A 20,619-nucleotide genomic window follows, 5' to 3' on the forward strand; every position below is an offset into this window, starting at 1 on the left:
ATGACCGGTTCTCAGGGGAGAACCGGTGTTTCCTCCAGCAGTTCCCGGACGAAATCGAACAGACCGGGACGGCGGTCGCGGCGCAGGCGCTCGGAGCTCACGATCGCCCGCATGGATTCATAGGCGTGCTGGAGATCATCATTGACGATGATATAGTCATATTCGCGCCAGTGCTCGATTTCGGCGCGGGAATTGGCAAGCCGTGTGGCAATAACCTCTGCCGTATCCTCGGCCCGGCGATGCAGGCGGGACTGCAGCTCGGTCATGCTCGGCGGCAGGATGAAGATGGCCACCACGTCGGCACGCATCTTTTCCTGCAATTGAAGAGCGCCCTGCCAATCGATGTCGAACAGCATGTCCCGGCCCTCCGCCATGGCCGTTTCCACCGGCTCCCGGGGGGTGCCATAGAAATTGCCATGCACCTCGGCCCATTCGAGCAGCGAGTCGCTATCCCGCATACGCTCGAATTCCTTCACCGAAATGAAGTGGTAGTGCACGCCCTCGATTTCGCTCGGACGGCGCTTGCGGGTGGTGACGCTGACCGACAGGCTGAGACCGATATCGGATTCCAGCAGATTACGGGCAATGGTGGATTTTCCCGCGCCCGAAGGCGAGGAAATGACCAGCATGAGGCCACGCCGCTGAATGGTGATGTTTTTCGACGAGCCCCCGCTCATGATGTCTACTCCAGATTTTGGACCTGTTCGCGGAACTGGTCGATCACCACTTTCAGCTCGATGCCGGCGGCAGTGACCGCTGCGCTGTTCGATTTGGAACAGATCGTATTCGATTCCCGGTTAAATTCCTGTGCCATGAAGTCGAGCTTGCGACCGACCGGCCCCCCCTTGGCAAGAAGCTCTCGCGCTGCCGCGACATGGGCCTTGAGACGGTCTATTTCCTCGCGCGTGTCGGCGCGGGTGGCCGCCAGCGCCGCTTCCTGATGCAAGCGGTCACGGTCGAGTGCGCTGGAGGCTTCCAGAAGAGCGGCGACCTGCGCGTGCAGTCTCCGTGCAATTTCCTCGGGGCTGCGGCTCGGATCCCGCTCGATGATGTCTCCAAGGGATTCGATCTGGTCAATGTGACCGGACAGGACGGTGTAAAGTGCCCTCCCCTCCGCTTCACGCATCGCAACCAGCCCCTCGACCGCATCCCGGAAACCCGCAATCAGCGCTGCGTCGCGTGTCTCGCGGGCCGCCTCGTCATCTTCCGCATCCCGGAATTCGACTAGACCACGGATGGCGAAAATCTGATCCAGCCCAAGCGGGGCCTGATCCACCAGATCTCCCAGTTCCGTGCGCAGGGCAAGGACAGCGGCGAGCGCTTCGCGGTTGATCACGGCCTCCAGGCGGTTTTCCGCCACCGTCACGGTCAGCCCCGCCTGGACATTGCCCCGGGTGAGCGCCGCACCAGCCAGTGCTTTCAGCGGCGATTCCAGATGCTCGAAGCCAGTCGGAAGGCGCAGGCGGACGTCCAGCCCCTTGCCATTCACCGCCCGCAGCTCCCAGATCCAGCGATAACGACCGGCCGTGCCTTCGCGCCGTGAAAAACCGGTCATGGATTGCAATGCCATCGAAGGCCTCCGGGGCGTGATGCGCTCCGCCACGGCCCGCGTGGCGGCAGCGGTTCAGTTCTGCTTCTTCTTTTTCTTGTTCTGTTTCGGCTGCTCTGCGTCGGGCGCCACCTCGTCGGCGGGCTGCCCGTCGACCGCCACATCCTCGCTATTGCCCTTAGCCGCCTCGAGCTTTCGCCAGCGCTTGACGTTGGAATTGTGCTCTTCCAGCGTTTCCGCAAAGACATGTCCGCCGGTGCCATCGGCAACGAAATAGAGGTCACCGGTGCGCGAGGGATTGGCGACCGCTTCCAGCGCAGCCTTGCCGGGTGCCGCAATCGGCCCGGGCGGCAGTCCCTTGATGATATAGGTGTTGTAGGGCGTATCCTTTTTCAGGTCCGACTGGTAGATCGGCCGGTCAGCCGGTTTCCCCTCACCGCCGAAAATGCCGTAGACGATGGTCGGATCCGATTGCAGGCGCATGCCCTTTTTCAGACGGTTCAGGAAGACGGAGGCAACGCGCGGCCGTTCGTCGGCCTTGCCCGTTTCCCGCTCCACGATGGACGCAAGGGTGACGAATTCCTGCTTGTTCTCGATGGGCAGCGAGGCATCGCGCCGCTCCCAGATTTCATCGACCAGCTTTTCCTGGGCGGCGCGCGCCTGCTTGACGATTTCAAGACGGGTCGTGCCGCGGGAGAACTTGTAGGTATCGGGGCGCAACGACCCCTCAGGCGGCAGCTCGGACGGCAGCTCGCCTTCCAGCACCGGGTCTTCCAGCATGCGGTTGAACATCTGGCGGACTGTCAGCCCCTCGGGGAAGGAAATCGAATAGAGGATCGATTTGCCCGAGCGCAGCAGCTCCATGATTTCCTTCATGGAGGAGCCGGCCTTGATCTCGTATTCGCCTGCCTTCAGCGTATCGCCTTTGAGATAGGTCGGCGCGACGTAACGGAAGATGCGGGAGTCGGAAATGATGTTGTTCCGCTCCAGCGAATTGGCGATGTCGTCCAGATACATCTTCTGACGCACCTGGAAGGTGGTGTTGGTTTCCAGCGGGCCCGGGGCCGTAAAGGCGGACAGCGCATAATAGGCGACCACGCCGAGCGCCAGTGCGCCGAAGACCGCAAGCGTCATCAGGAAATTGAAAAAGATCACCACCTGGCTCCGCGCCCCGCGCGACCGGGTCGGCGGCATCGGCACGCGCTCCGGCTTGAGCGCTTCATTCGCAGATTTGGGAATGATCGGTCCCGAGCCGCCCGTCGACGCGGGCTGTTCAGGGGCGGAGGGATCTTTGTTCAGGTCGCTGTCGCTCACGTCATCCTCATGATTTGTTTGCTGGCGCCAAGCGCTTGCCTGGCCGGACGGTTCGCTCATGCCGCAGCATTCCCCGGTCTAAGCCAAGGAATGCGGCAAAAACAGGTTCCGGCGCTGGCCAGGCCACTTCGCCACAGCACCCCCGGATCCTCCGGGAGCGACGCATTTGAAGATGACGGAGGCCTGAGCCCCCGTCTTTTTTTCGGCCTCAGGCCTGGTAGCGCTTCAGCACCAGGGAGGCATTCGTGCCGCCGAAGCCGAAGGAATTCGACACGGCCACGTTGATTTCCCGCTCCCGCGCCTTGTGCGGCACGAGGTCGATCTTGGTTTCCCGCTCGGGATTGTCCAGGTTGAGCGTGGGCGGCGCGATATTGTCACGGATCGCCAGCGTCGCGAAGATGGCCTCGACCGCACCGGCGGCGCCGAGAAGATGGCCGATGGCCGACTTGGTCGACGACATGGAGATCTTCGAGGCGGCATCGCCAACGAGGCGCTCGACGGCCCCCAGCTCGATCGTGTCCGCCATGGTCGAGGTGCCATGGGCATTGACATAATCGATGTCGGCAGGCGTGAGGCCGGCACGCTTGAGGGCCATGCCCATGCAGCGATAGGCGCCATCGCCATCCTCAGAGGGGGCCGTGATGTGGAACGCATCACCCGAGAGGCCGTAGCCGACCACTTCGGCATAGATTTTCGCGCCGCGGGCCTTGGCGTGTTCCAGCTCTTCCAGCACGACAATGCCAGCGCCTTCGCCCATGACGAAACCGTCGCGGTCGCGGTCATAGGGGCGCGAGGCCGCTTGCGGATTGTCGTTGTTCTGGGTGGAAAGCGCCTTGCAGGCGGCAAAGCCGGCAAGGGCAATGCGGCAGATGGGGCTCTCGGTGCCGCCCGCAACCATGACATCCGCATCGCCAAGCGCAATCAGGCGCGCCGCGTCGCCGATGGCGTGGGCGCCCGTGGAGCAGGCCGTGACGACGGAATGGTTCGGGCCGCGCAGCTTGTGGCGGATCGAGACGTGACCGGACACGAGATTGATGAGACGGCCAGGAATGAAGAAGGGCGACAGGCGACGCGGGCCCTTTTCCTTCAGCGTATAGCCGCCCTCGACAATGCCTTCGAGGCCACCGATGCCGGAACCGATCAGCACACCCGTGGCGATCTGGTCCTCGTCGGTTACGGGGTGCCAGTTGGCATCCGCCAGCGCCATGTCGGCGGCGGCCATGCCATAGATGATGAAGGGATCAACCTTGCGCTGTTCCTTCGGCTCCATCCACTGATCGACATTGAAGGTGCCGTCCGTGCCATCGCCGGTGGGAATGCGGCAGGCGATTTTTGCGGCGAGGTCATCGACCTCGAATTCCGTCACGAGGCGGGCCGCATTCTGGCTGGCGATGAGCCTTTGCCAGGTGACTTCCGTTCCGCAGCCCAAAGGAGATACCATGCCGGTACCGGTGATAACGACACGTCTCATCGTTCGTGATCCACCCTATTTTCGGTCAATTGCTACCGATGAAGAAACAAATGCCCGGAAACCCGGGCAAAAGAGCGGGTTCTCTCACGAGAACCCGCCATATCAAGGGGAAACCGGGGCTTAAGCCTGGGCCTTCTCGATGAACTTGACGGCATCGCCGACGGTCAGGATCGAGTCTGCTGCGTCATCCGGGATTTCAACGCCGAATTCTTCTTCGAAGGCCATGACCAGCTCAACGGTATCGAGCGAGTCAGCGCCCAAGTCGTCGATGAAGCTTGCGCCTTCAACAACCTTGTCGGCGTCCACGCCAAGATGATCAACAACAATTTTCTTCACGCGTTCTGCGATATCGCTCATGTCGGTTTCCTCGACCTTTGACTTAACCTGGACGCCCGAGGGCATCCTTACTGATGATTGCCGGCGGCGACCGTTTCGGACGCCACATGCCTGCAAATTCCGTTAACCTCCCCAGGTTCCCTTCGGCGGGTGGAATTGTCCCCCATGCCAACCGGTCGGAACCCCTCAGGATCTCAACAGCCATGGCCCGCTTAACACGGTTTGCATTCGCCGCAAAGCCAGAAAATGTCCGGCAAAGCATCGGTCAACATGCAAATCGGGCGAAAACCGGCCGGCTTCGCCGCACAGCTGCAAAACGATTAGATCATCGCCATGCCGCCGTTGACGTGCAGCGTCTGGCCCGTCACGTAAGCGGCTTCAGAGGAGGCCAGATAGACGGCTGCGGATGCAATTTCGGCACCCGTGCCCATGCGGCGCATCGGGATGGCGCCCATGATGGCTTCCTTCTGCTTGTCGTTGAGCTTGCCTGTCATGGCGCTTTCGATAAAGCCGGGGGCGATGCAGTTGACCGTCACGTTGCGGGTGGCGATTTCCTGGGCGAGCGACTTCGAGAAGCCGATCATGCCGGCCTTCGAGGCGCAGTAGTTCGCCTGGCCGGGATTGCCGGTCACGCCCACCACCGACGTGATGTTGATGATGCGGCCGTAGCGGCGACGCATCATGGGATGGGTCAGTTCGCGGGTCAGGCGGAAGACGGAGGTGAGGTTGACTTCCAGAACCGCATCCCAGTCCGCATCGCTCATGCGCACGAAAAGGCCATCCTTGGTGATGCCGGCATTGTTGACGAGAATGTCGACGCCGCCGAGTTCGGCTTCCGCCTTCTCGCCGAGCGCCTTGACGGCATCGCGATCCGCGAGGTTCGCGGGCATGACGTGCACGCGTTCGCCGAGGTCGTTGGCAAGCTGCTCCAGCTTTTCGGCGCGGGTGCCGTGCAGGGCCACGATGGCGCCCCGGGCATGAAGCGCGCGGGCGATCTCTTCGCCGATGCCGCCGGTTGCGCCCGTAACGAGGGCCTTGCGGCCGGTAAGATCGAACATGAAAGTCATCCTTTCCAGGGTCGGGGACAGCGCCCTTCGGGCCGCCGTCCGAAGGGATCAGGCGTTCAGCGCGGCCAGGGCGGCGTCGATGTCGGCAGCGGCATTGACCGCGACGCCGTTGACGCTCTTGTCGATGCGACGGGCAAGCCCGGTCAGCACCTTGCCGGAGCCGATTTCATAAAGCGTGGTCACGCCATTCCGGCCAAACCATTCGACGGTTTCGCGCCAGCGGACCTGACCGGTGGCCTGCTCGACCAGCAGGCGGGCGATTTCATCCGCATCGGAAACCGGAGCCGCACGCACATTGGCGATGACGGGGACGACCGGCGCATTCTTCGTCACCTTGGCCAGCGCTTCGCGCATGGCCTCTGCGGCGGGCGCCATCAAAGTCGAATGGAAGGGGGCGGAGACGGGCAGCATCAGCGCGCGCTTGGCGCCCTTTTCGGATGCGAGGGCCGCTGCCTTTTCCACGGCCGTCCTTTCGCCGGAAATCACCAGCTGGCCGCCGCCATTGTCATTGGCGATCTGCACCGAGCCCTCGGCGCGGGCAGCCGCGCAAACGGCTTCCACATCGCCGTGTTCCAGACCGATGATCGCCGCCATGGCGCCCTTGCCGACCGGAACGGCTGCCTGCATGGCATTGCCACGGATGCGCAGGAGCCGGGCCGTATCGGCGAGCGAGAACGTGCCGGCGGCGCAGAGAGCGGAATATTCCCCCAGCGAATGACCGGCGACATAGGCCACCTTGTCCTTCAGCGAGAGGCCGCGGGCTTCCATCACCCGGATGATCGCCATGGAGACGGCCATCAGCGCCGGCTGGGCATTGGCGGTCAGCGTCAGCGCGTCCTCCGGGCCCTCGAACATCGTGGCCGAAAGTTTCTCGCCGAGAGCCTCGTCAACCTCTTCGAAGACGGCCCGTGCTTCGGCGAATTCCGCCGCCAGCTCCTTGCCCATGCCGACGGCCTGGCTGCCCTGGCCCGGAAAGGTGAATGCAATTGCCATGAGGTTCAGGCTCCTTCCACGAATTTTTCCTTTCCATTCACATTCTGCCGGAATGAGTCAAGTGTTGGGCCGTTTCCGCAATCCGATCGAAGCGAACCATATTTGCCCCGGATGGCCTTGAAGAGCAGGCGCTACCCACTACATTGCGGGACCGCATATCCAGCCTTTTTCCTCCCGAGGAGCCATTTCCATGAAGTACAAATTGCTTGGCCGCACCGGCATATCCGTATCCGAGATTTGTCTCGGCACCATGACCTGGGGCACGCAGAACACGGAAGCCGAAGCCCATGAACAAATGTCCCATGCCGTCGATGCCGGCGTGAATTTCTTCGACACTGCAGAGCTTTACCCCGTCACGCCCCTCTCGGCCGAAACCCAGGGCCTGACCGAAGATTATATCGGCACCTGGTTCCAGAAGACCGGCAAGCGCAAGGATATCATCCTCGCCACCAAGGTTGCCGGCCCGGGGCGTCCCTATATCCGCGGCGGCCGTCCCATCGATGCGGCCGGGATGCAGGAGGCGTTGGACGGCAGCCTGCGACGCATGAAGACCGATTATATCGATCTCTACCAGATTCACTGGCCCAACCGGGGCCACTTCCACTGGCGCCAGTACTGGGGCTTCGACGCCGCCCGGCAGAACCGGGAGAAAGCCGCCGCCGACACGCGGATGATTCTCGAGACGATGGACGGCTTCGTGAAGGCCGGCAAGGTCAGGGCCATCGGCCTTTCGAACGACAGCGCCTGGGGCACCATGAAATATCTGGAACTTGCAGCCGCCCACGGCCTGCCGCGCGTCGCGTCGATCCAGAACGAGTACAATCTGCTCTACCGCCATCACGATCTCGACATGGCAGAAGTGTCCCATCACGAAGATGTCGGCCTGCTCGCCTACTCCGCTCTGGCGGGCGGCCTGCTCTCCGGCAAGTATCTCGACGGCGCCCGTCCCAAGGGTTCGCGCGCCGATTTCGGCGATATCGGCGGCCGGCTGGTGCCTTCGCAGGAAGAAGCCACCCGCGCCTATGTGACGCTTGCGCGGGAACACGGCCTCGAGCCCGCGGCGATGGCGCTCGCCTATTGCCTGACCAAGCCCTTCATGACCTCCGTCATCATCGGCGCAACGACCATGGAGCAGTTGAAGGTGGATATCAGCGCCAAGGACGTCACCCTCTCGCCCGAGCTTCTGAAAGAGATCGAACGTATCCACCGCAAATATCCGCTGCCGATGTAAAAGTGGGACAGAGAGCGATTATTGCCTTAAGATGCGGCGTCGCGGGGCGCCGCATTTTTATTGACGGGCCGAACTGGCCCACCGGACGAAAGTGATACGACAATGGAAAACGCAGAAGGTTTCAACGAACTGCCGGAGCTGGCGATCCGCGTGGACGAGGCTCTTGCCGGGCTGGGCGAAAACGTCGCCATGGTGCTCAGCGAACTGAACGGCTATCTCTGCGGTATCCTGACCTCCCCCGAAGTGATCCCCGAAGACGAGTGGCTGCGGGAAATCTGGGACAGCGAAGACGATGGCGGTCCGTTTGAAAGCGTTGCCGACGCGCAGGCCTTCCGTGCCCTGATCCGCGATTACAAGAAGAGCGTCGAAGACGAACTCGCGAACGACAATTTCGAACCGATCTTCGATATCGATGCGGAAACGGAAGAGGTCATCTGGGAAATCTGGGCCATCGGCTTCAGCCGCGCCATGGATCTCAGGATCGATTCCTGGAGCGCCTATCTGGAAAACGGCGAAGACGAGGTATCGGAAGCGCTGATGAACCTCATGGGTCTCGTCGCCATCGCCGATCCGGAAGACGAGGCCGAGGAAGTGAGCGAGGAGGATCTCGCCGAAGTGCACGAGGCCGCCCCGGACATCATCCCCTATGCGGTCATGGCGCTCTATCACGGCGGCGAGCGCGGCTCGCAGCGCTCACACCTCAATTCCTGAGGCAAACTCCCGGCCGGGGGCAGGGAAAATCCGCCCTTCCCCTTGCCATCCTGGCGAAAATGCGTATAAGCGCGCCTGTTCGCAACATCCGGTCTTCTGGCTGGTGGCTGAACGGAGGGCAGGTCGGGCTTTTGCCAGACCGCTCGGAACCAAGGGTTCCAGCCTCCCGTGTCTCCGCTCTCGACCGTCTCGGAAACGCTTTTCTTGCCTCGGTTTGCAACCGATCAGGAGCAGTCGTTGAGGCTTAGCCGCCGAAACCGGATGATTTGAAACGCAAGAAAGGCAAGCCAATGGCTCTTTATGAACACGTATTCCTTGCTCGTCAGGACGTATCCGGACAGCAGGTGGACGCCCTGATCGAACAGTACAAGGGTGTTATCGAATCTTTCGGCGGCAAGGTTGGCCGTATCGAAAACTGGGGCCTCAAGTCCCTCACCTACCGCATCAAGAAGAACCGCAAGGCTCACTACGCCCTGATGGACATCGATGCTCCGGCAGCGGCCATCCAGGAAGTCGAGCGCCAGATGCGCATCAACGAAGACATCCTTCGTTACATGACCATTGCAGTCGAAGCCCATGAAGAAGGCCCGTCTGCCATGATGCAGAAGCGCGACCGCGACGACCGTCCGCGCCGCGATGGCGACCGCCCGGAGCGCGGCTTCGACCGTGACCGTTCCGACCGTCCGCGCCGTCCGCGCGAAGACCGTGCATAAGGAGTTCTGACCGATGGCTGAAGTATCCTCTTCCCCGGCACGCCGCCCGTTCCACCGCCGCCGCAAGACCTGCCCCTTCTCCGGCGCGAACGCACCGCGGATCGACTACAAGGACGTCCGTCTGCTGCAGCGCTACATTTCCGAGCGTGGCAAGATCGTTCCTTCCCGCATCACGGCCGTTTCCCAGAAGAAGCAGCGCGAACTCGCCCAGGCGATCAAGCGCGCCCGCTTCCTCGGCCTGCTGCCCTACGTCGTATCCTGATACTGACTCGGCGTCATCCCGCATCCGTTGCGGGATGACGGTTGCTCCGGGCAAGGCGGTTTCCGCCCTGCCCTCCTCCCTTCCCCGTTGGGCGCGGATCGGAGACCCTGGAATTCAAAACCCATGTTGGGGCTGAACCGGACAGACCGGCGCCTCTAACTGCGAAACCCGCAGGACAGCGAGTAGAGATGAAGCTGGACAGTAAAATAGCCGGTCTCGGCCTATTGGCAGGCATCACCGCCGCACTTCTGGTGCTCGGCGCGGTGAAGAGTGCCTCGCTGACCTTCACGCTCTATGCCATATCGACGCTGCCCATTCTGATTGCAGGCCTCGGATGGGGTCATGCCGCCGCCGCGATTGCGGTCGTCACCGGCGCATCGGTCATCGGCATCACGGTGTCGCCGCAGGCTGCCCTTCTCGTGGCGGTCATTTCCTTCCTGCCTGCCGGCTGGATCAGCCATCTCGCCAATCTCGCGCGGCCTGCCGTCGAGATCGGTGGCCCGAAGGACATGCTCGCCTGGTATCCCCTGCCCAATCTGCTGCTGCAACTGTGCCTTCTCGTGTCGGTCGCCGTGGTGATCACCGGGGCGATGATCGGCTATGGGCCAGAGCTCGTGAACCGGGTCGTCGACATGCTGCTCGAAGCCTCGGCCGGCCAGCCGGAAGCGCCGGTGCCGGACCCGGCTGCCGTTGCACAGACGAAGCAGGTGCTGTTCCACATCCTTCCGGCGGCGCAGGCCATGACCTGGGTGGTTACCCAGTTCTCGACCTACTATCTCGCGACGCGGCTGGTCGCCGCCTCCGGCCGGCCGGTGCGTCCGCGGGAGAACATGAATTCCGCCTTGCGGATGAACCGCAACGCGATTTTCGTACTGCTGGGTGCCATGGCCCTCGCCTTCGTCGGCGGCCCGCTCGGCCTGATCGGGGCCACGGTTGCGGGTGCCTTCGTCGCCGGTTTTCTGATTTCCGGATTTGCGGTGCTGCATTTCCGGACTCGCGGCAAGTCCTTCCGGCTTCCGCTTCTCATCTTTGCCTATCTCGCCTCGTTCGTTCTGGTCTTCCCCGCCTTCGTCATCATGATGCTGGGTCTGACGGATTCGCGGCAAGCCATCGCGCTGACATCGGCTCCCGGAGCCGGCGCAGCGCCCACCAACAACACCTGACATTCGAACTTCACTGAAAGGAACACTGAAATGGAAGTCATCCTGCTCGAACGCGTCGCCAAGCTTGGCCAGATGGGCGAAACCGTCAAGGTTCGCGACGGCTTTGCCCGTAACTACCTGCTCCCGCTCGGCAAGGCGCTGCGCGCCAACGAAGCCAACAAGAAGCGCTTCGAATCCGAGCGCGCCACGCTCGAAGCCCGCAACCTGGAGCGCCGCTCCGAAGCCCAGAAGATCGCAGACGTGCTGAACGGCAAGTCCTTCGTGGTCGTCCGCGCTGCCGGCGAAACCGGCCAGCTCTACGGCTCCGTTGCTGCCCGTGACGTGGCTGACGTACTCGCTGCCGAAGGCTTCAACGTCGGCCGCAACCAGATCGTCCTCAACACGCCGATCAAGTCCATCGGCCTGCACACGGTCGAACTGGCCCTCCACGCCGAAGTCGAAGCCTCCGTCGAGCTGAACGTTGCCCGTTCGGCCGAAGAAGCCGCCCGTCAGGCCAAGGGTGAAACCCTCACCTCCGCCGACGCCATCTACGGCGTGGACGAAGACGCCCTGCGTCCGGAAGACTTCTTCGATCCGGAAGCCGACCGCGACGGCGACGAAGAGTAATCTTCTTCTCCCGCAAGGGACTGGAAACGCCCGGGCCTGCCCGGGCGTTTTTGTTTTGTTCTATAACTGATCGATGCTATGGTGCCGGATGGCCTGGCCGACTCGGCAATGTCACTGTCAACCGGAAAGATGGGTGAGCCCGGCATTTATGCCCTTTCCCCCGCCGGTGCCTGTGAATCACTGTGGGCAGCGAAGTTTCCGCTGTCCCGGGCCGGCCTCTCGGCTAAATGTAACCGCTTGCAAGACGATGGACGGATCCCCACCCCATGAATGAAGCTGCGCGCAAGATCGCCCCACCGAACCCGGCCGATCCGCATTACCGCGAAGCCCCGAACAATATCGAGGCGGAGCAGGCCCTGCTCGGCGCAATTCTCGTCAACAACGATGCCTATTACCGGGTTTCGGACTTTCTGAAGCCGATCCACCTGTTCGAGCCGCTGCACCGGAAGATCTTCGAGGTTGCCGGCGACATCATCCGCATGGGCCGTACAGCCAATCCGGTGACGATCAAGACCCATCTGCCCGCCGAAGCGAAGGTGGGGGATTTGACCGTTGCCCAGTATCTGGCGCGCCTTGCCGCCGAAGCCGTCTCGATCATCAATGCCGAGGATTATGGCCGCGCCATCTACGACCTGGCGCTCCGCCGTGCGCTGATCACCATCGGCGAGGACATGGTCAACATCGCCTATGACGCGCCGCTGGACATGCCGCCGCAGGCACAGATCGAGGATACGGAACGCCGCCTCTTCGACCTTGCGGAAAACGGCCGCTATGACGGCGGTTTCCAGACCTTTACCGATGCGGTCGCCCAGGCGATCGACATGGCTGCGGCCGCCAAGGAGCGCGACGGGGGCCTGTCGGGCATTTCGACCGGAATCCAGTCGCTCGATTCGAAGATGGGCGGTCTGCAGCGCTCGGACTTGATCATCCTCGCGGGTCGTCCCGGCATGGGCAAGACCTCGCTTGCGACGAACATCGCCTACAATATCGCAGCCGCCTATGATGCCGAGGTCCAGGCGGACGGCTCGATGAAGGCGCGGAACGGCGGTGTCGTCGGCTTTTATTCGCTCGAAATGTCGGCCGAACAGCTCGCCACCCGTATCATTTCCGAGCAGACGGAAGTCTCGTCGTCGAAGATTCGTCGTGGCGATCTCACCGATGCGGATTTCGAGAAGCTGGTTGCCTGCTCGATGATGATGCAGAAGGTGCCGCTCTATATCGACCAGACCGGTGGTATCTCCATTGCCCAGCTTGCCGCCCGCGCCCGTCGCCTGAAGCGTCAGCGCGGCCTCGACGTGCTTGTCGTCGACTATGTGCAGCTGATGACCGGTTCCAAGAAGGCCGGCGAGAACCGCGTGCAGGAAATTACCGAAATCACCACCGGCCTGAAAGCGCTCGGCAAGGAACTGAACGTGCCGATCGTCGCGCTCTCCCAGCTCTCCCGTCAGGTGGAAAGCCGCGACGACAAGCGCCCGCAGCTGTCGGACCTGCGTGAATCCGGCTCCATCGAACAGGACGCCGACGTGGTGCTGTTCGTGTTCCGCGAGGAATATTACGTCAAGAACCAGGAACCGCGCGATCCGGATGATCCGAAATATCCGGAATGGGAAGCCCATTTCGAAAAGGTGCGCGGCACCGCCGACGTGATCATTGCCAAGCAGCGTCACGGACCGACGGGAACCGTGAAGCTCGCCTTCCAGGCCGAGTTCACCCGCTTTGCGGACCTCGCCGATCCGAGCTTCATCCAGTACGAAGAACATTGAGCCCGACACGCCCGCCGGCATCGCCCGGCGGGTTTCTCTCCTCAGGCAGCGCCATTGACCTGACACGATTGGCGCGCAATAAGCCCGCCATGACCGATCACCCCGATTTCTTCCCCATTCCCGGTTCCCTTGCCTTCGAGGATGCGCCTCTGCGTCTGACGGTGGATCTTGCGGCGCTGGCCGAAAACTGGCGCACCATGGCCCGCCTTTCCGGCCGGGCGCGCACGGGCGCGGTGGTGAAGACGGATGCCTATGGGCTGGGAATCGAGGATTGCGGCGAGGCGCTGCACGAGGCGGGCGCCCGGGATTTCTTCGTGATGACTGCACCGGAAGGCGCAAGCCTGCGGGCGGTCGCGCCCGAGGCGCGGATTTTCGTGATGACCGGCATCTGGCCGGGAACGGAGCAGATCATCTTCGAGAACGATCTGGTGCCGGTTATCGCCTCCTATGAGCAGCTGACCCACTGGATGACGGTGCTGTCCGACTATGGCCCCTACCCCTGCGCGCTGCAGGTGGATACCGGTTTCAACCGGCTGGGCCTCACCGTCGAGGAGGCGCTGGAGCTTTCCGATGACAATTCCGTGCCGATGGCCTTCTCGCCGGTCCTCGTGATGAGCCATCTGATGTGCGGCGATACGCCGGGCGCCCCCGAGAATGCGCAGCAGCTTCTTCGCTTCCGCGAGATCGCCGCGGCCTTCGAGGGCGTCGAGGCAAGCCTTGCAGCGACCGGTGGCATTGCGCTCGGATCCGACTATCATTTCGACCTGACCCGGCCCGGCATCTCGCTTTATGGCGAAACCGGGGGTGTCACGCTCCCCGAAAGCCTGGTGACGGTGGCGACGGCGGAAGCCCGTATCCTTCAGGTGCGGCAGGCGAAGGCCGGCGAAGCGGTTTCCTATGGCGCGACGCATCGCTTCACCCGCGATTCCCGTCTGGCGGTTGCCTTTGCGGGCTATGGCGACGGCTTTCCTCGCGGGCTTTCGAGCGGCACCGTCCTGCAAAGACAGGATGGCTCGCCGTCTGGCCGCGCCTGGTTCAAGGGCCATCTTCTGCCCGTCGTCGGCCGGGTGACGATGGATACGACCATCTTCGACGTGACCGATCTGCCCGAAGGTGCGATCCGCGCCGGCGACTATATCCAGCTTTTCGGACCGGACCGCCCGCTCAGCGAGGTCGCCGCTTCCGCCGGCACAATCGAATATGATTTGCTGACGGCCCTTGGACTGCGCTACGAGCGTCTCTATCTAAGGGACGAATCCTTCTGAGGAAGGACAAGCTCCCCCATTGATCGTTTGACCGCCGCCTTCGCGGCAGAGGACCTGCATGGCCAAGGCGCGTACCCAATTCATCTGCCAGAACTGCGGGACCGTCCACAGCCGCTGGGCCGGCAAATGCGACGGCTGCGGCGAGTGGAACACCATCGTCGAGGAAGATCCGATGGGCGGCATCGGCTCCGCTCCCGGCAAGGTGCCGAAGAAGGGCCGTGCCGTAACGCTGACCTCGCTGTCGGGCGAGATCGAGGAAGCCCCGCGCATCCATACGGGCATATCCGAGCTGGACAGGGCCACCGGCGGCGGTTTCGTGCGCGGCTCGGCCGTGCTGATCGGCGGCGACCCCGGGATCGGCAAGTCGACCCTGTTGATGCAGGCCGCGGCGGCGCTCTCCCGGCGCGGTCACCGGATCATCTATGTGTCGGGCGAAGAGGCGGTCGCGCAGGTGCGGCTGCGCGCGCAGCGGCTGGAGGCCGCATCGACCGATGTGCTGCTGGCGGCCGAGACCAATGTGGAAGACATTCTCGCCACCATCGGCGAAGGCAAGCGGCCGGACCTCGTCATCATCGATTCGATCCAGACCCTCTGGAGCGATACGGCCGACAGCGCGCCGGGCACGGTGACCCAGGTGCGCACCGGGGTTCAGGCGATGATCCGCTTCGCAAAGCAGACGGGGGCCGCCATGGTGCTGGTGGGGCACGTCACCAAGGAAGGCCAGATCGCCGGTCCCCGCGTGGTCGAGCATATGGTGGATGCGGTGCTCTATTTCGAGGGCGACCGGGGCCATCACTATCGCATTCTCCGCACCGTGAAGAACCGCTTCGGCCCGACGGACGAGATCGGCGTGTTCGAAATGTCGGATCGCGGGCTTCGGGAAGTGTCCAACCCGTCCGAGCTTTTCCTGGGCGAGCGGAACGAGAAAGCGCCCGGTGCGGCCGTTTTCGCGGGCATCGAAGGCACGCGGCCCGTGCTGGTGGAGGTGCAGGCGCTGGTGGCTCCCACCTCGCTCGGCACACCCCGCCGGGCGGTGGTGGGCTGGGATTCGGCGCGGCTTTCGATGATCCTCGCCGTGCTCGAGGCCCATTGCGGGGTGCGGCTGGGGCAGCACGACGTCTACCTGAATGTGGCGGGCGGTTACCGTATCACGGAGCCGGCAGCGGACATGGCGGTGGCTTCCGCACTGGTTTCGTCGCTTGTCGGTCTTGCCCTTCCGGCCGATTGCGTCTATTTCGGCGAAGTCAGCCTGTCCGGGGCCATCCGGCCGGTTGCGCACACCGCCCAGCGCCTCAAGGAGGCGGAGAAACTGGGATTTTCGGCGGCGATCCTGCCCGCTGGCTCCGCAGATACGCCCAAGGGGCACGGCGGACGCTGGACGGAAATCGACAGCCTGCCGGATCTGGTTGCGCGCATCGCCGGCTCGCGCGGCGCGCTTCGGCCTGCGGAAGACGATTGACGTGGCCCGGCCCGGCATGTTTCCCATGGCGGGCGGGCAAAGTGGAAACACGGCTTTGGCGCACCCGCATCGATCGGGGCCGCCCTGGAGACAATTCGGATGCCCATCACCATCTTCGACGGGATCGTCATCGGCGTAACGCTTTTTTCCGCCGTGCTTGCCATGGTCCGCGGATTTTCTCGCGAGGTTCTGTCGATCGCGAGCTGGGGCGGTTCGGCCGCGGCGGCCTATTACTTCTACCCGATGCTGGTGCCCTATGCGCTGAAATATACCGATGACCAGCGGATCGCGATTGCCGGCTCGGCGGCGGCCATCTTCATTGTGGCGCTGATCGTGATCTCTTTCATCACCATGCGCATTGCCGACTTCATCATCGATAGCCGGATCGGCGCGCTGGACCGCACCCTCGGCTTCCTGTTCGGGGCCGCGCGCGCCATCCTGCTGCTGGTGGTCGCCGTTGCCTTCTGGAACTGGCTGGTCGAACCCAAGCAGCGTCCTGACTGGGTGAACAATTCCAAGTCCAAGCCGATGCTCGATGCGCTTGTCGTGAAGCTGCAGGCAGCGCTGCCCGCCGATATCGACGAGCAGATCAAGAAGAAGATGGGTGGCGGCGAAGACCAGACCTCTCCGGACAATCCGGAGAACAATGTCGCCCCGCAGGATGAAGCGCCGGCGCTTGCGCCCGCGACCAACAATACGACCACGAACTGAACCCCGGACCTCTCTCCGGGCCTTGCGCCCGGGCATGACGGTTCCGGGCGCCGGGGCCGTCGTCAAGCGTTTCCATTCGAAGCTTTGAAGGGCTTTAAAGCAATGATCGACAGCCAGACGACCTCCTTCCGCGACGTACTCGACGGCGATACGCTGCATGAGGAATGCGGCGTATTCGGCATTCTCGGGCATCCCGAGGCGGCAACGCTGACGGCACTCGGCCTGCACGCGCTCCAGCATCGCGGTCAGGAAGCGGCGGGCATCGTTTCCTTCGACGGTCGGCAGTTCCACACCGAAAAGCACATGGGGCTCGTCGGCGATCACTACACCAAGCCGGCCACGCTGGCGCGCCTTCCCGGCGCCGCCTCCATCGGCCATACCCGCTATTCGACCACGGGCGAAGTGGCGCTTCGCAACGTCCAGCCGCTGTTCGCGGAACTCGAGGAAGGTGGCATTGCCATTGCCCATAACGGCAATTTCACCAATGGCCTGACGCTGCGCCGCCAGATCATCGCGACGGGCGCGATCTGCCAGTCCACCTCCGACACGGAAGTGGTGCTGCATCTGATCGCCCGTTCCCGCCATTCCTCCACCACGGACCGCTTCATCGACGCGATCCGCCAGATGGAGGGCGGCTATGCGATGATCGCGCTGACCCGCACCAAGCTGATCGCCGCGCGCGATCCGATCGGCATTCGTCCGCTGGTCATGGGCGAACTCGACGGCAAGCCGATCTTCTGCTCGGAAACCTGCGCGCTCGATATCATCGGGGCAAAATTCGTCCGCGACATCCAGAATGGCGAAGTGGTGATCTGCGAGATCCAGCCGGATGGCTCCATCTCCATCGAATCCCGCCCGCCGGCCCGCCCGCAGCCGGAAAAGCTGTGCCTGTTCGAATATGTCTATTTCGCCCGGCCGGATTCGGTCGTGGGGGGACGCAGCGTCTATGTGACCCGCAAGAACATGGGCATGAACCTGGCCAAGGAAGCGCCTATCGATGCGGATGTGGTGGTTCCGGTGCCGGATGGCGGCACGCCGGCAGCGCTCGGCTATGCGCAGCAGAGCGGCATTCCTTTCGAATACGGCATCATCCGCAACCATTATGTGGGCCGGACCTTCATCGAGCCCACCCAGCAGATCCGCGCGTTTGGCGTGAAGCTGAAGCACTCGGCCAACCGTGCGATGATCGAGGGCAAGCGGGTGGTTCTGGTCGACGATTCGGTCGTGCGCGGCACCACCTCGGTGAAGATCGTGCAGATGATCCGCGATGCGGGCGCCAAGGAAGTGCATCTGCGCGTCGCGAGCCCCATGATCTATCACCCGGATTTCTACGGCATCGACACGCCCGACCGGGAAAAACTGCTCGCCAACCAGCATGAAAATCTCGCCTCCATGTGCCGGTACATCGGTGCGGATTCGCTGGAATTCCTGTCCATCGACGGTCTCTATGACGCGGTGGGCGGCGTGAAGCGCGATCCGGAGAACCCGCAGTTCACCGACCATTATTTCACCGGCGACTATCCGACCCGCCTTCTGGACAAGGAAGGCGAAAAGATGGGCCGCAAGGTTTCGATGCTCGTTTCCGGCTGATGTCCGGACCGATCTCTCAGCAGGAAGAAGGCATTTCATGACTCCCGATCTCAAAGGCCGGATCGCCGTCGTTACCGGCGCATCGCGCGGCATCGGCTATTTCACCGCGCTGGAGCTGGCCAAGGCGGGTGCCCATGTGGTGGCCTGCGCGCGGACCGTGGGCGGGCTGGAAGAACTGGACGACGCGATCAAGGCCGCGGGCGGCTCAGCGACGCTGGTGCCCTTCGATCTCACCGACATGAAGGCAATCGATGCGCTCGGCGGCGCGATCTACGAGCGCTGGGGCAAGCTGGACATCATGGTTGCCAATGCCGGCGTGCTGGGCGTGATTTCTCCGGTCGGCCATGTGGAAGCCAAGGTGTTCGACAAGGTCATGGCCGTCAACGTCACCGCCACCTGGCGGCTGATCCGCTCGCTCGATCCGCTGCTGACCAAATCCGACCAGGGCCGTGCCGTGCTTCTCTCCTCGAGCGCCGCTCACAAGTGCATGCCCTTCTGGGGTCCCTACTCCGCCTCCAAGGCGGCGGTTGAGGCGCTTGCCCGCACCTGGGCCGGCGAAAGCCAGCGGACCGCTCTGCGCGTGGTTTCCGTCGATCCCGGCGGCACCCGCACCGCGATGCGCGCGCAGGCATTCCCCGGCGAAGATCCGGCAACCCTGCCGCATCCTTCCGAAGTGGCCGAGGCCATCCTGCCGCTTTGCGGCCCCGCGCTGACCGAGACCGGCAAGCTCTACGTGGTCCGCGAGAAGAAGCTCAAGGAATACCGGCTGCCGGAATAAGGCTTTCTCAGGGGGCAAGCGCCGACCTTGCCCCTCCTCCCCCTTGACGGTCCGCGCGCTTCGCGCGATAAAGCCAGCCATGAACACGGCCCTTTGCATCTGCTGCATTATTATTCGCTAGCACGTCGCTGGCCTGGCCGTTTTCGTCTTCCTTCCATCGCAGATGACAAACGTCCCGGTCCGGCCGGTTCGATCATGTATGGTTTGGAGAAACGGACATATGGGCACGCCCCTGAAGCTTTATAATACACTGACACGCAGCAAGGTCGATTTCACCCCGATCGATCCTGACAATGTGCGCATGTATGTCTGCGGCCCGACCGTCTACGACTTCGCCCATATCGGCAATGCCCGCCCGGCCATCGTCTTCGACGTGCTGTTCCGGCTGCTTCGGCACGTCTATGGCGAGGCGCATGTGACCTATGCCCGCAACATCACGGACGTGGACGACAAGATCAATGCCCGCGCGCTGCGCGACCATCCTGGCCTGCCGCTCAACGATGCGATCCGGCGGGTGACGGAGAAGACCGACCAGCAGTATCAGGCCGATACGAAGGCGCTCGGCTGCCTTGAGCCGACGGTGCAGCCGCGCGCGACCGAGAACATCGCCGAGATGATATCGATCATCGAGACGCTGATTGCCCGGGGCTTTGCCTATGTGGCGGGTGGCGAAGTGCTGTTCGATACCCGCGCGATGCCCGATTACGGCCAGCTTTCGAAGCGCAATCTCGACGAGCAGCAGGCAGGCGCCCGCATTGCCGTCGAGGCGCACAAGAAGAACCCCGGCGATTTCGTGCTCTGGAAGCTCTCTTCCGAGTCGGAACCCGGTTGGGAAAGCCCCTGGGGCCGCGGCCGTCCGGGCTGGCATATCGAGTGCTCCGCCATGAGCGAGCGTTATCTCGGCAAGGTCTTCGACATTCATGGCGGCGGGCTGGACCTGATCTTCCCGCATCATGAGAACGAGATCGCCCAGTCACGCTGCGCCCATGGCACGGACGTCATGGCGAATGTCTGGATGCATAACGGCTTCCTGCAGATCGAGGGGCGGAAGATGTCCAAGTCCGAGGGCAACTTCTTCACCATCCATGAACTGCTGGAGACGGAGCAGTTTTCCGGCCGCAAATGGCCGGGCGAGGTCCTCCGGGTCGCCATGCTGATGACCCATTATCGCGAGCCCATCGACTTTTCCGCCAAGCGGCTGGAAGAGGCCGAGCGGCTGATCGCCAAGTGGCCGGTAGCGGAAGCCAATGGCTCTGCTCCCGACCCCCGGGTGGTTGAGGCGCTGGCCGACGACCTGAACACCGTGGCCGCCATCCAGGCCCTGCATGCACTCGCGGGCGAGGCGTCGTCCTCGCCGGAAGCAGCCGCACGCTTTGCAGCCAGTGCCGCCCTTCTCGGCGTGCAACTGAAAAAGGTGGAGGTCTCGGACGATCTCTCCGCTGCGGTCGAGGCTCTGGTTGCCATGCGGCTTGAAATGCTGAAGGCGAAGAATTTCGCCGAGGCCGACAAGATCCGCGACGATCTTTCCGCCAAGGGCGTGCAGCTCAAGGATGGAAAGGACCCCGCCACCGGCGAGCGCGTGACCACGTGGGAGCTGAAGCGGTGATGGACCTCCAGGGATCAGGCCTGACGGGGGC

20 protein-coding genes are annotated in these 20,619 nt (G+C 63.1%); 13 read left to right on the plus strand and 7 right to left on the minus strand.

Annotated features, from left to right (window positions below; translation table 11 throughout):
- Positions 1-11 precede the first annotated feature (11 nt).
- From gmk to fabD, 7 genes are all read right to left on the minus strand, one after another.
- Entirely contained in the window at positions 12-677 is a 666-nt protein-coding gene (gmk, locus tag ACT54B_RS16415) for a guanylate kinase (RefSeq protein ID WP_476046336.1), read from the minus strand.
- Between the two features lie 5 nt (positions 678-682).
- The gene (locus tag ACT54B_RS16420; RefSeq protein WP_476046337.1) at positions 683-1,570 is read right to left on the minus strand and encodes a YicC/YloC family endoribonuclease; all 888 of its coding nucleotides are present in this window, start codon (positions 1,568-1,570) and stop codon (positions 683-685) included.
- Between the two features lie 54 nt (positions 1,571-1,624).
- The gene (mltG, locus tag ACT54B_RS16425) at positions 1,625-2,863 is read right to left on the minus strand and encodes an endolytic transglycosylase MltG (RefSeq protein WP_476046339.1); all 1,239 of its coding nucleotides are present in this window, start codon (positions 2,861-2,863) and stop codon (positions 1,625-1,627) included.
- Positions 2,864-3,071: 208 nt separating this feature from the next.
- Positions 3,072-4,334: a beta-ketoacyl-ACP synthase II gene (gene fabF / locus ACT54B_RS16430; RefSeq protein ID WP_476046341.1), complete on the minus strand. Its 1,263-nt coding sequence runs from the start codon at positions 4,332-4,334 to the stop codon at positions 3,072-3,074.
- A gap of 120 nt (positions 4,335-4,454) precedes the next feature.
- On the minus strand, positions 4,455-4,691 hold the full coding sequence (locus ACT54B_RS16435; protein ID WP_027675866.1) for an acyl carrier protein: 237 nt from the start codon (positions 4,689-4,691) through the stop codon (positions 4,455-4,457).
- 299 nt (positions 4,692-4,990) lie between these two features.
- Positions 4,991-5,728 carry a 3-oxoacyl-[acyl-carrier-protein] reductase gene (fabG, locus tag ACT54B_RS16440; protein WP_476046343.1) on the minus strand — a complete coding sequence of 246 codons (738 nt, stop codon included), beginning with the start codon at positions 5,726-5,728 and terminating at the stop codon, positions 4,991-4,993.
- Between the two features lie 57 nt (positions 5,729-5,785).
- Positions 5,786-6,730, minus strand: a complete 945-nt coding sequence (fabD, locus tag ACT54B_RS16445) for an ACP S-malonyltransferase (protein WP_476046344.1) — start codon at positions 6,728-6,730, stop codon at positions 5,786-5,788.
- Positions 6,731-6,920: 190 nt separating this feature from the next.
- Here fabD and ACT54B_RS16450 point away from each other — a divergent pair, with 190 nt between their 5' ends.
- From ACT54B_RS16450 to cysS, 13 genes are all read left to right on the plus strand, one after another.
- Positions 6,921-7,961 (plus strand): aldo/keto reductase, encoded by a 1,041-nt coding sequence (locus ACT54B_RS16450; RefSeq protein ID WP_476046346.1) that lies wholly within the window; start codon positions 6,921-6,923, stop codon positions 7,959-7,961.
- Positions 7,962-8,063: 102 nt separating this feature from the next.
- Positions 8,064-8,672 carry a YecA/YgfB family protein gene (locus ACT54B_RS16455; RefSeq protein WP_476046347.1) on the plus strand — a complete coding sequence of 203 codons (609 nt, stop codon included), beginning with the start codon at positions 8,064-8,066 and terminating at the stop codon, positions 8,670-8,672.
- 290 nt (positions 8,673-8,962) lie between these two features.
- Positions 8,963-9,385: a 30S ribosomal protein S6 gene (rpsF, locus tag ACT54B_RS16460; RefSeq protein ID WP_476046349.1), complete on the plus strand. Its 423-nt coding sequence runs from the start codon at positions 8,963-8,965 to the stop codon at positions 9,383-9,385.
- 13 nt (positions 9,386-9,398) lie between these two features.
- The gene (rpsR, locus tag ACT54B_RS16465; protein WP_476046350.1) at positions 9,399-9,647 is read left to right on the plus strand and encodes a 30S ribosomal protein S18; all 249 of its coding nucleotides are present in this window, start codon (positions 9,399-9,401) and stop codon (positions 9,645-9,647) included.
- A 188-nt stretch (positions 9,648-9,835) separates the two neighbouring features.
- Positions 9,836-10,810 (plus strand): DUF2232 domain-containing protein, encoded by a 975-nt coding sequence (locus tag ACT54B_RS16470; protein WP_476046352.1) that lies wholly within the window; start codon positions 9,836-9,838, stop codon positions 10,808-10,810.
- 30 nt (positions 10,811-10,840) lie between these two features.
- Positions 10,841-11,416 carry a 50S ribosomal protein L9 gene (rplI, locus tag ACT54B_RS16475; protein WP_476046354.1) on the plus strand — a complete coding sequence of 192 codons (576 nt, stop codon included), beginning with the start codon at positions 10,841-10,843 and terminating at the stop codon, positions 11,414-11,416.
- A 266-nt stretch (positions 11,417-11,682) separates the two neighbouring features.
- Positions 11,683-13,179 (plus strand): replicative DNA helicase, encoded by a 1,497-nt coding sequence (locus tag ACT54B_RS16480; RefSeq protein ID WP_476046356.1) that lies wholly within the window; start codon positions 11,683-11,685, stop codon positions 13,177-13,179.
- 89 nt (positions 13,180-13,268) lie between these two features.
- The gene (gene alr, locus ACT54B_RS16485) at positions 13,269-14,444 is read left to right on the plus strand and encodes an alanine racemase (RefSeq protein WP_476046358.1); all 1,176 of its coding nucleotides are present in this window, start codon (positions 13,269-13,271) and stop codon (positions 14,442-14,444) included.
- A 58-nt stretch (positions 14,445-14,502) separates the two neighbouring features.
- Entirely contained in the window at positions 14,503-15,903 is a 1,401-nt protein-coding gene (gene radA / locus ACT54B_RS16490) for a DNA repair protein RadA (RefSeq protein WP_476046360.1), read from the plus strand.
- A gap of 99 nt (positions 15,904-16,002) precedes the next feature.
- Positions 16,003-16,614 (plus strand): CvpA family protein, encoded by a 612-nt coding sequence (locus ACT54B_RS16495; RefSeq protein WP_476046361.1) that lies wholly within the window; start codon positions 16,003-16,005, stop codon positions 16,612-16,614.
- 102 nt (positions 16,615-16,716) lie between these two features.
- On the plus strand, positions 16,717-18,204 hold the full coding sequence (purF, locus tag ACT54B_RS16500; RefSeq protein ID WP_476046363.1) for an amidophosphoribosyltransferase: 1,488 nt from the start codon (positions 16,717-16,719) through the stop codon (positions 18,202-18,204).
- Between the two features lie 37 nt (positions 18,205-18,241).
- Positions 18,242-18,982, plus strand: coding sequence for an SDR family NAD(P)-dependent oxidoreductase (locus ACT54B_RS16505; protein WP_476046364.1), 741 nt, complete (start codon positions 18,242-18,244; stop codon positions 18,980-18,982).
- Between the two features lie 220 nt (positions 18,983-19,202).
- The gene (cysS, locus tag ACT54B_RS16510; protein ID WP_476046366.1) at positions 19,203-20,588 is read left to right on the plus strand and encodes a cysteine--tRNA ligase; all 1,386 of its coding nucleotides are present in this window, start codon (positions 19,203-19,205) and stop codon (positions 20,586-20,588) included.
- Positions 20,589-20,619: the final 31 nt, after the last annotated feature.

It is taken from the genome of Gellertiella sp. DMC107, from assembly GCF_056313605.1.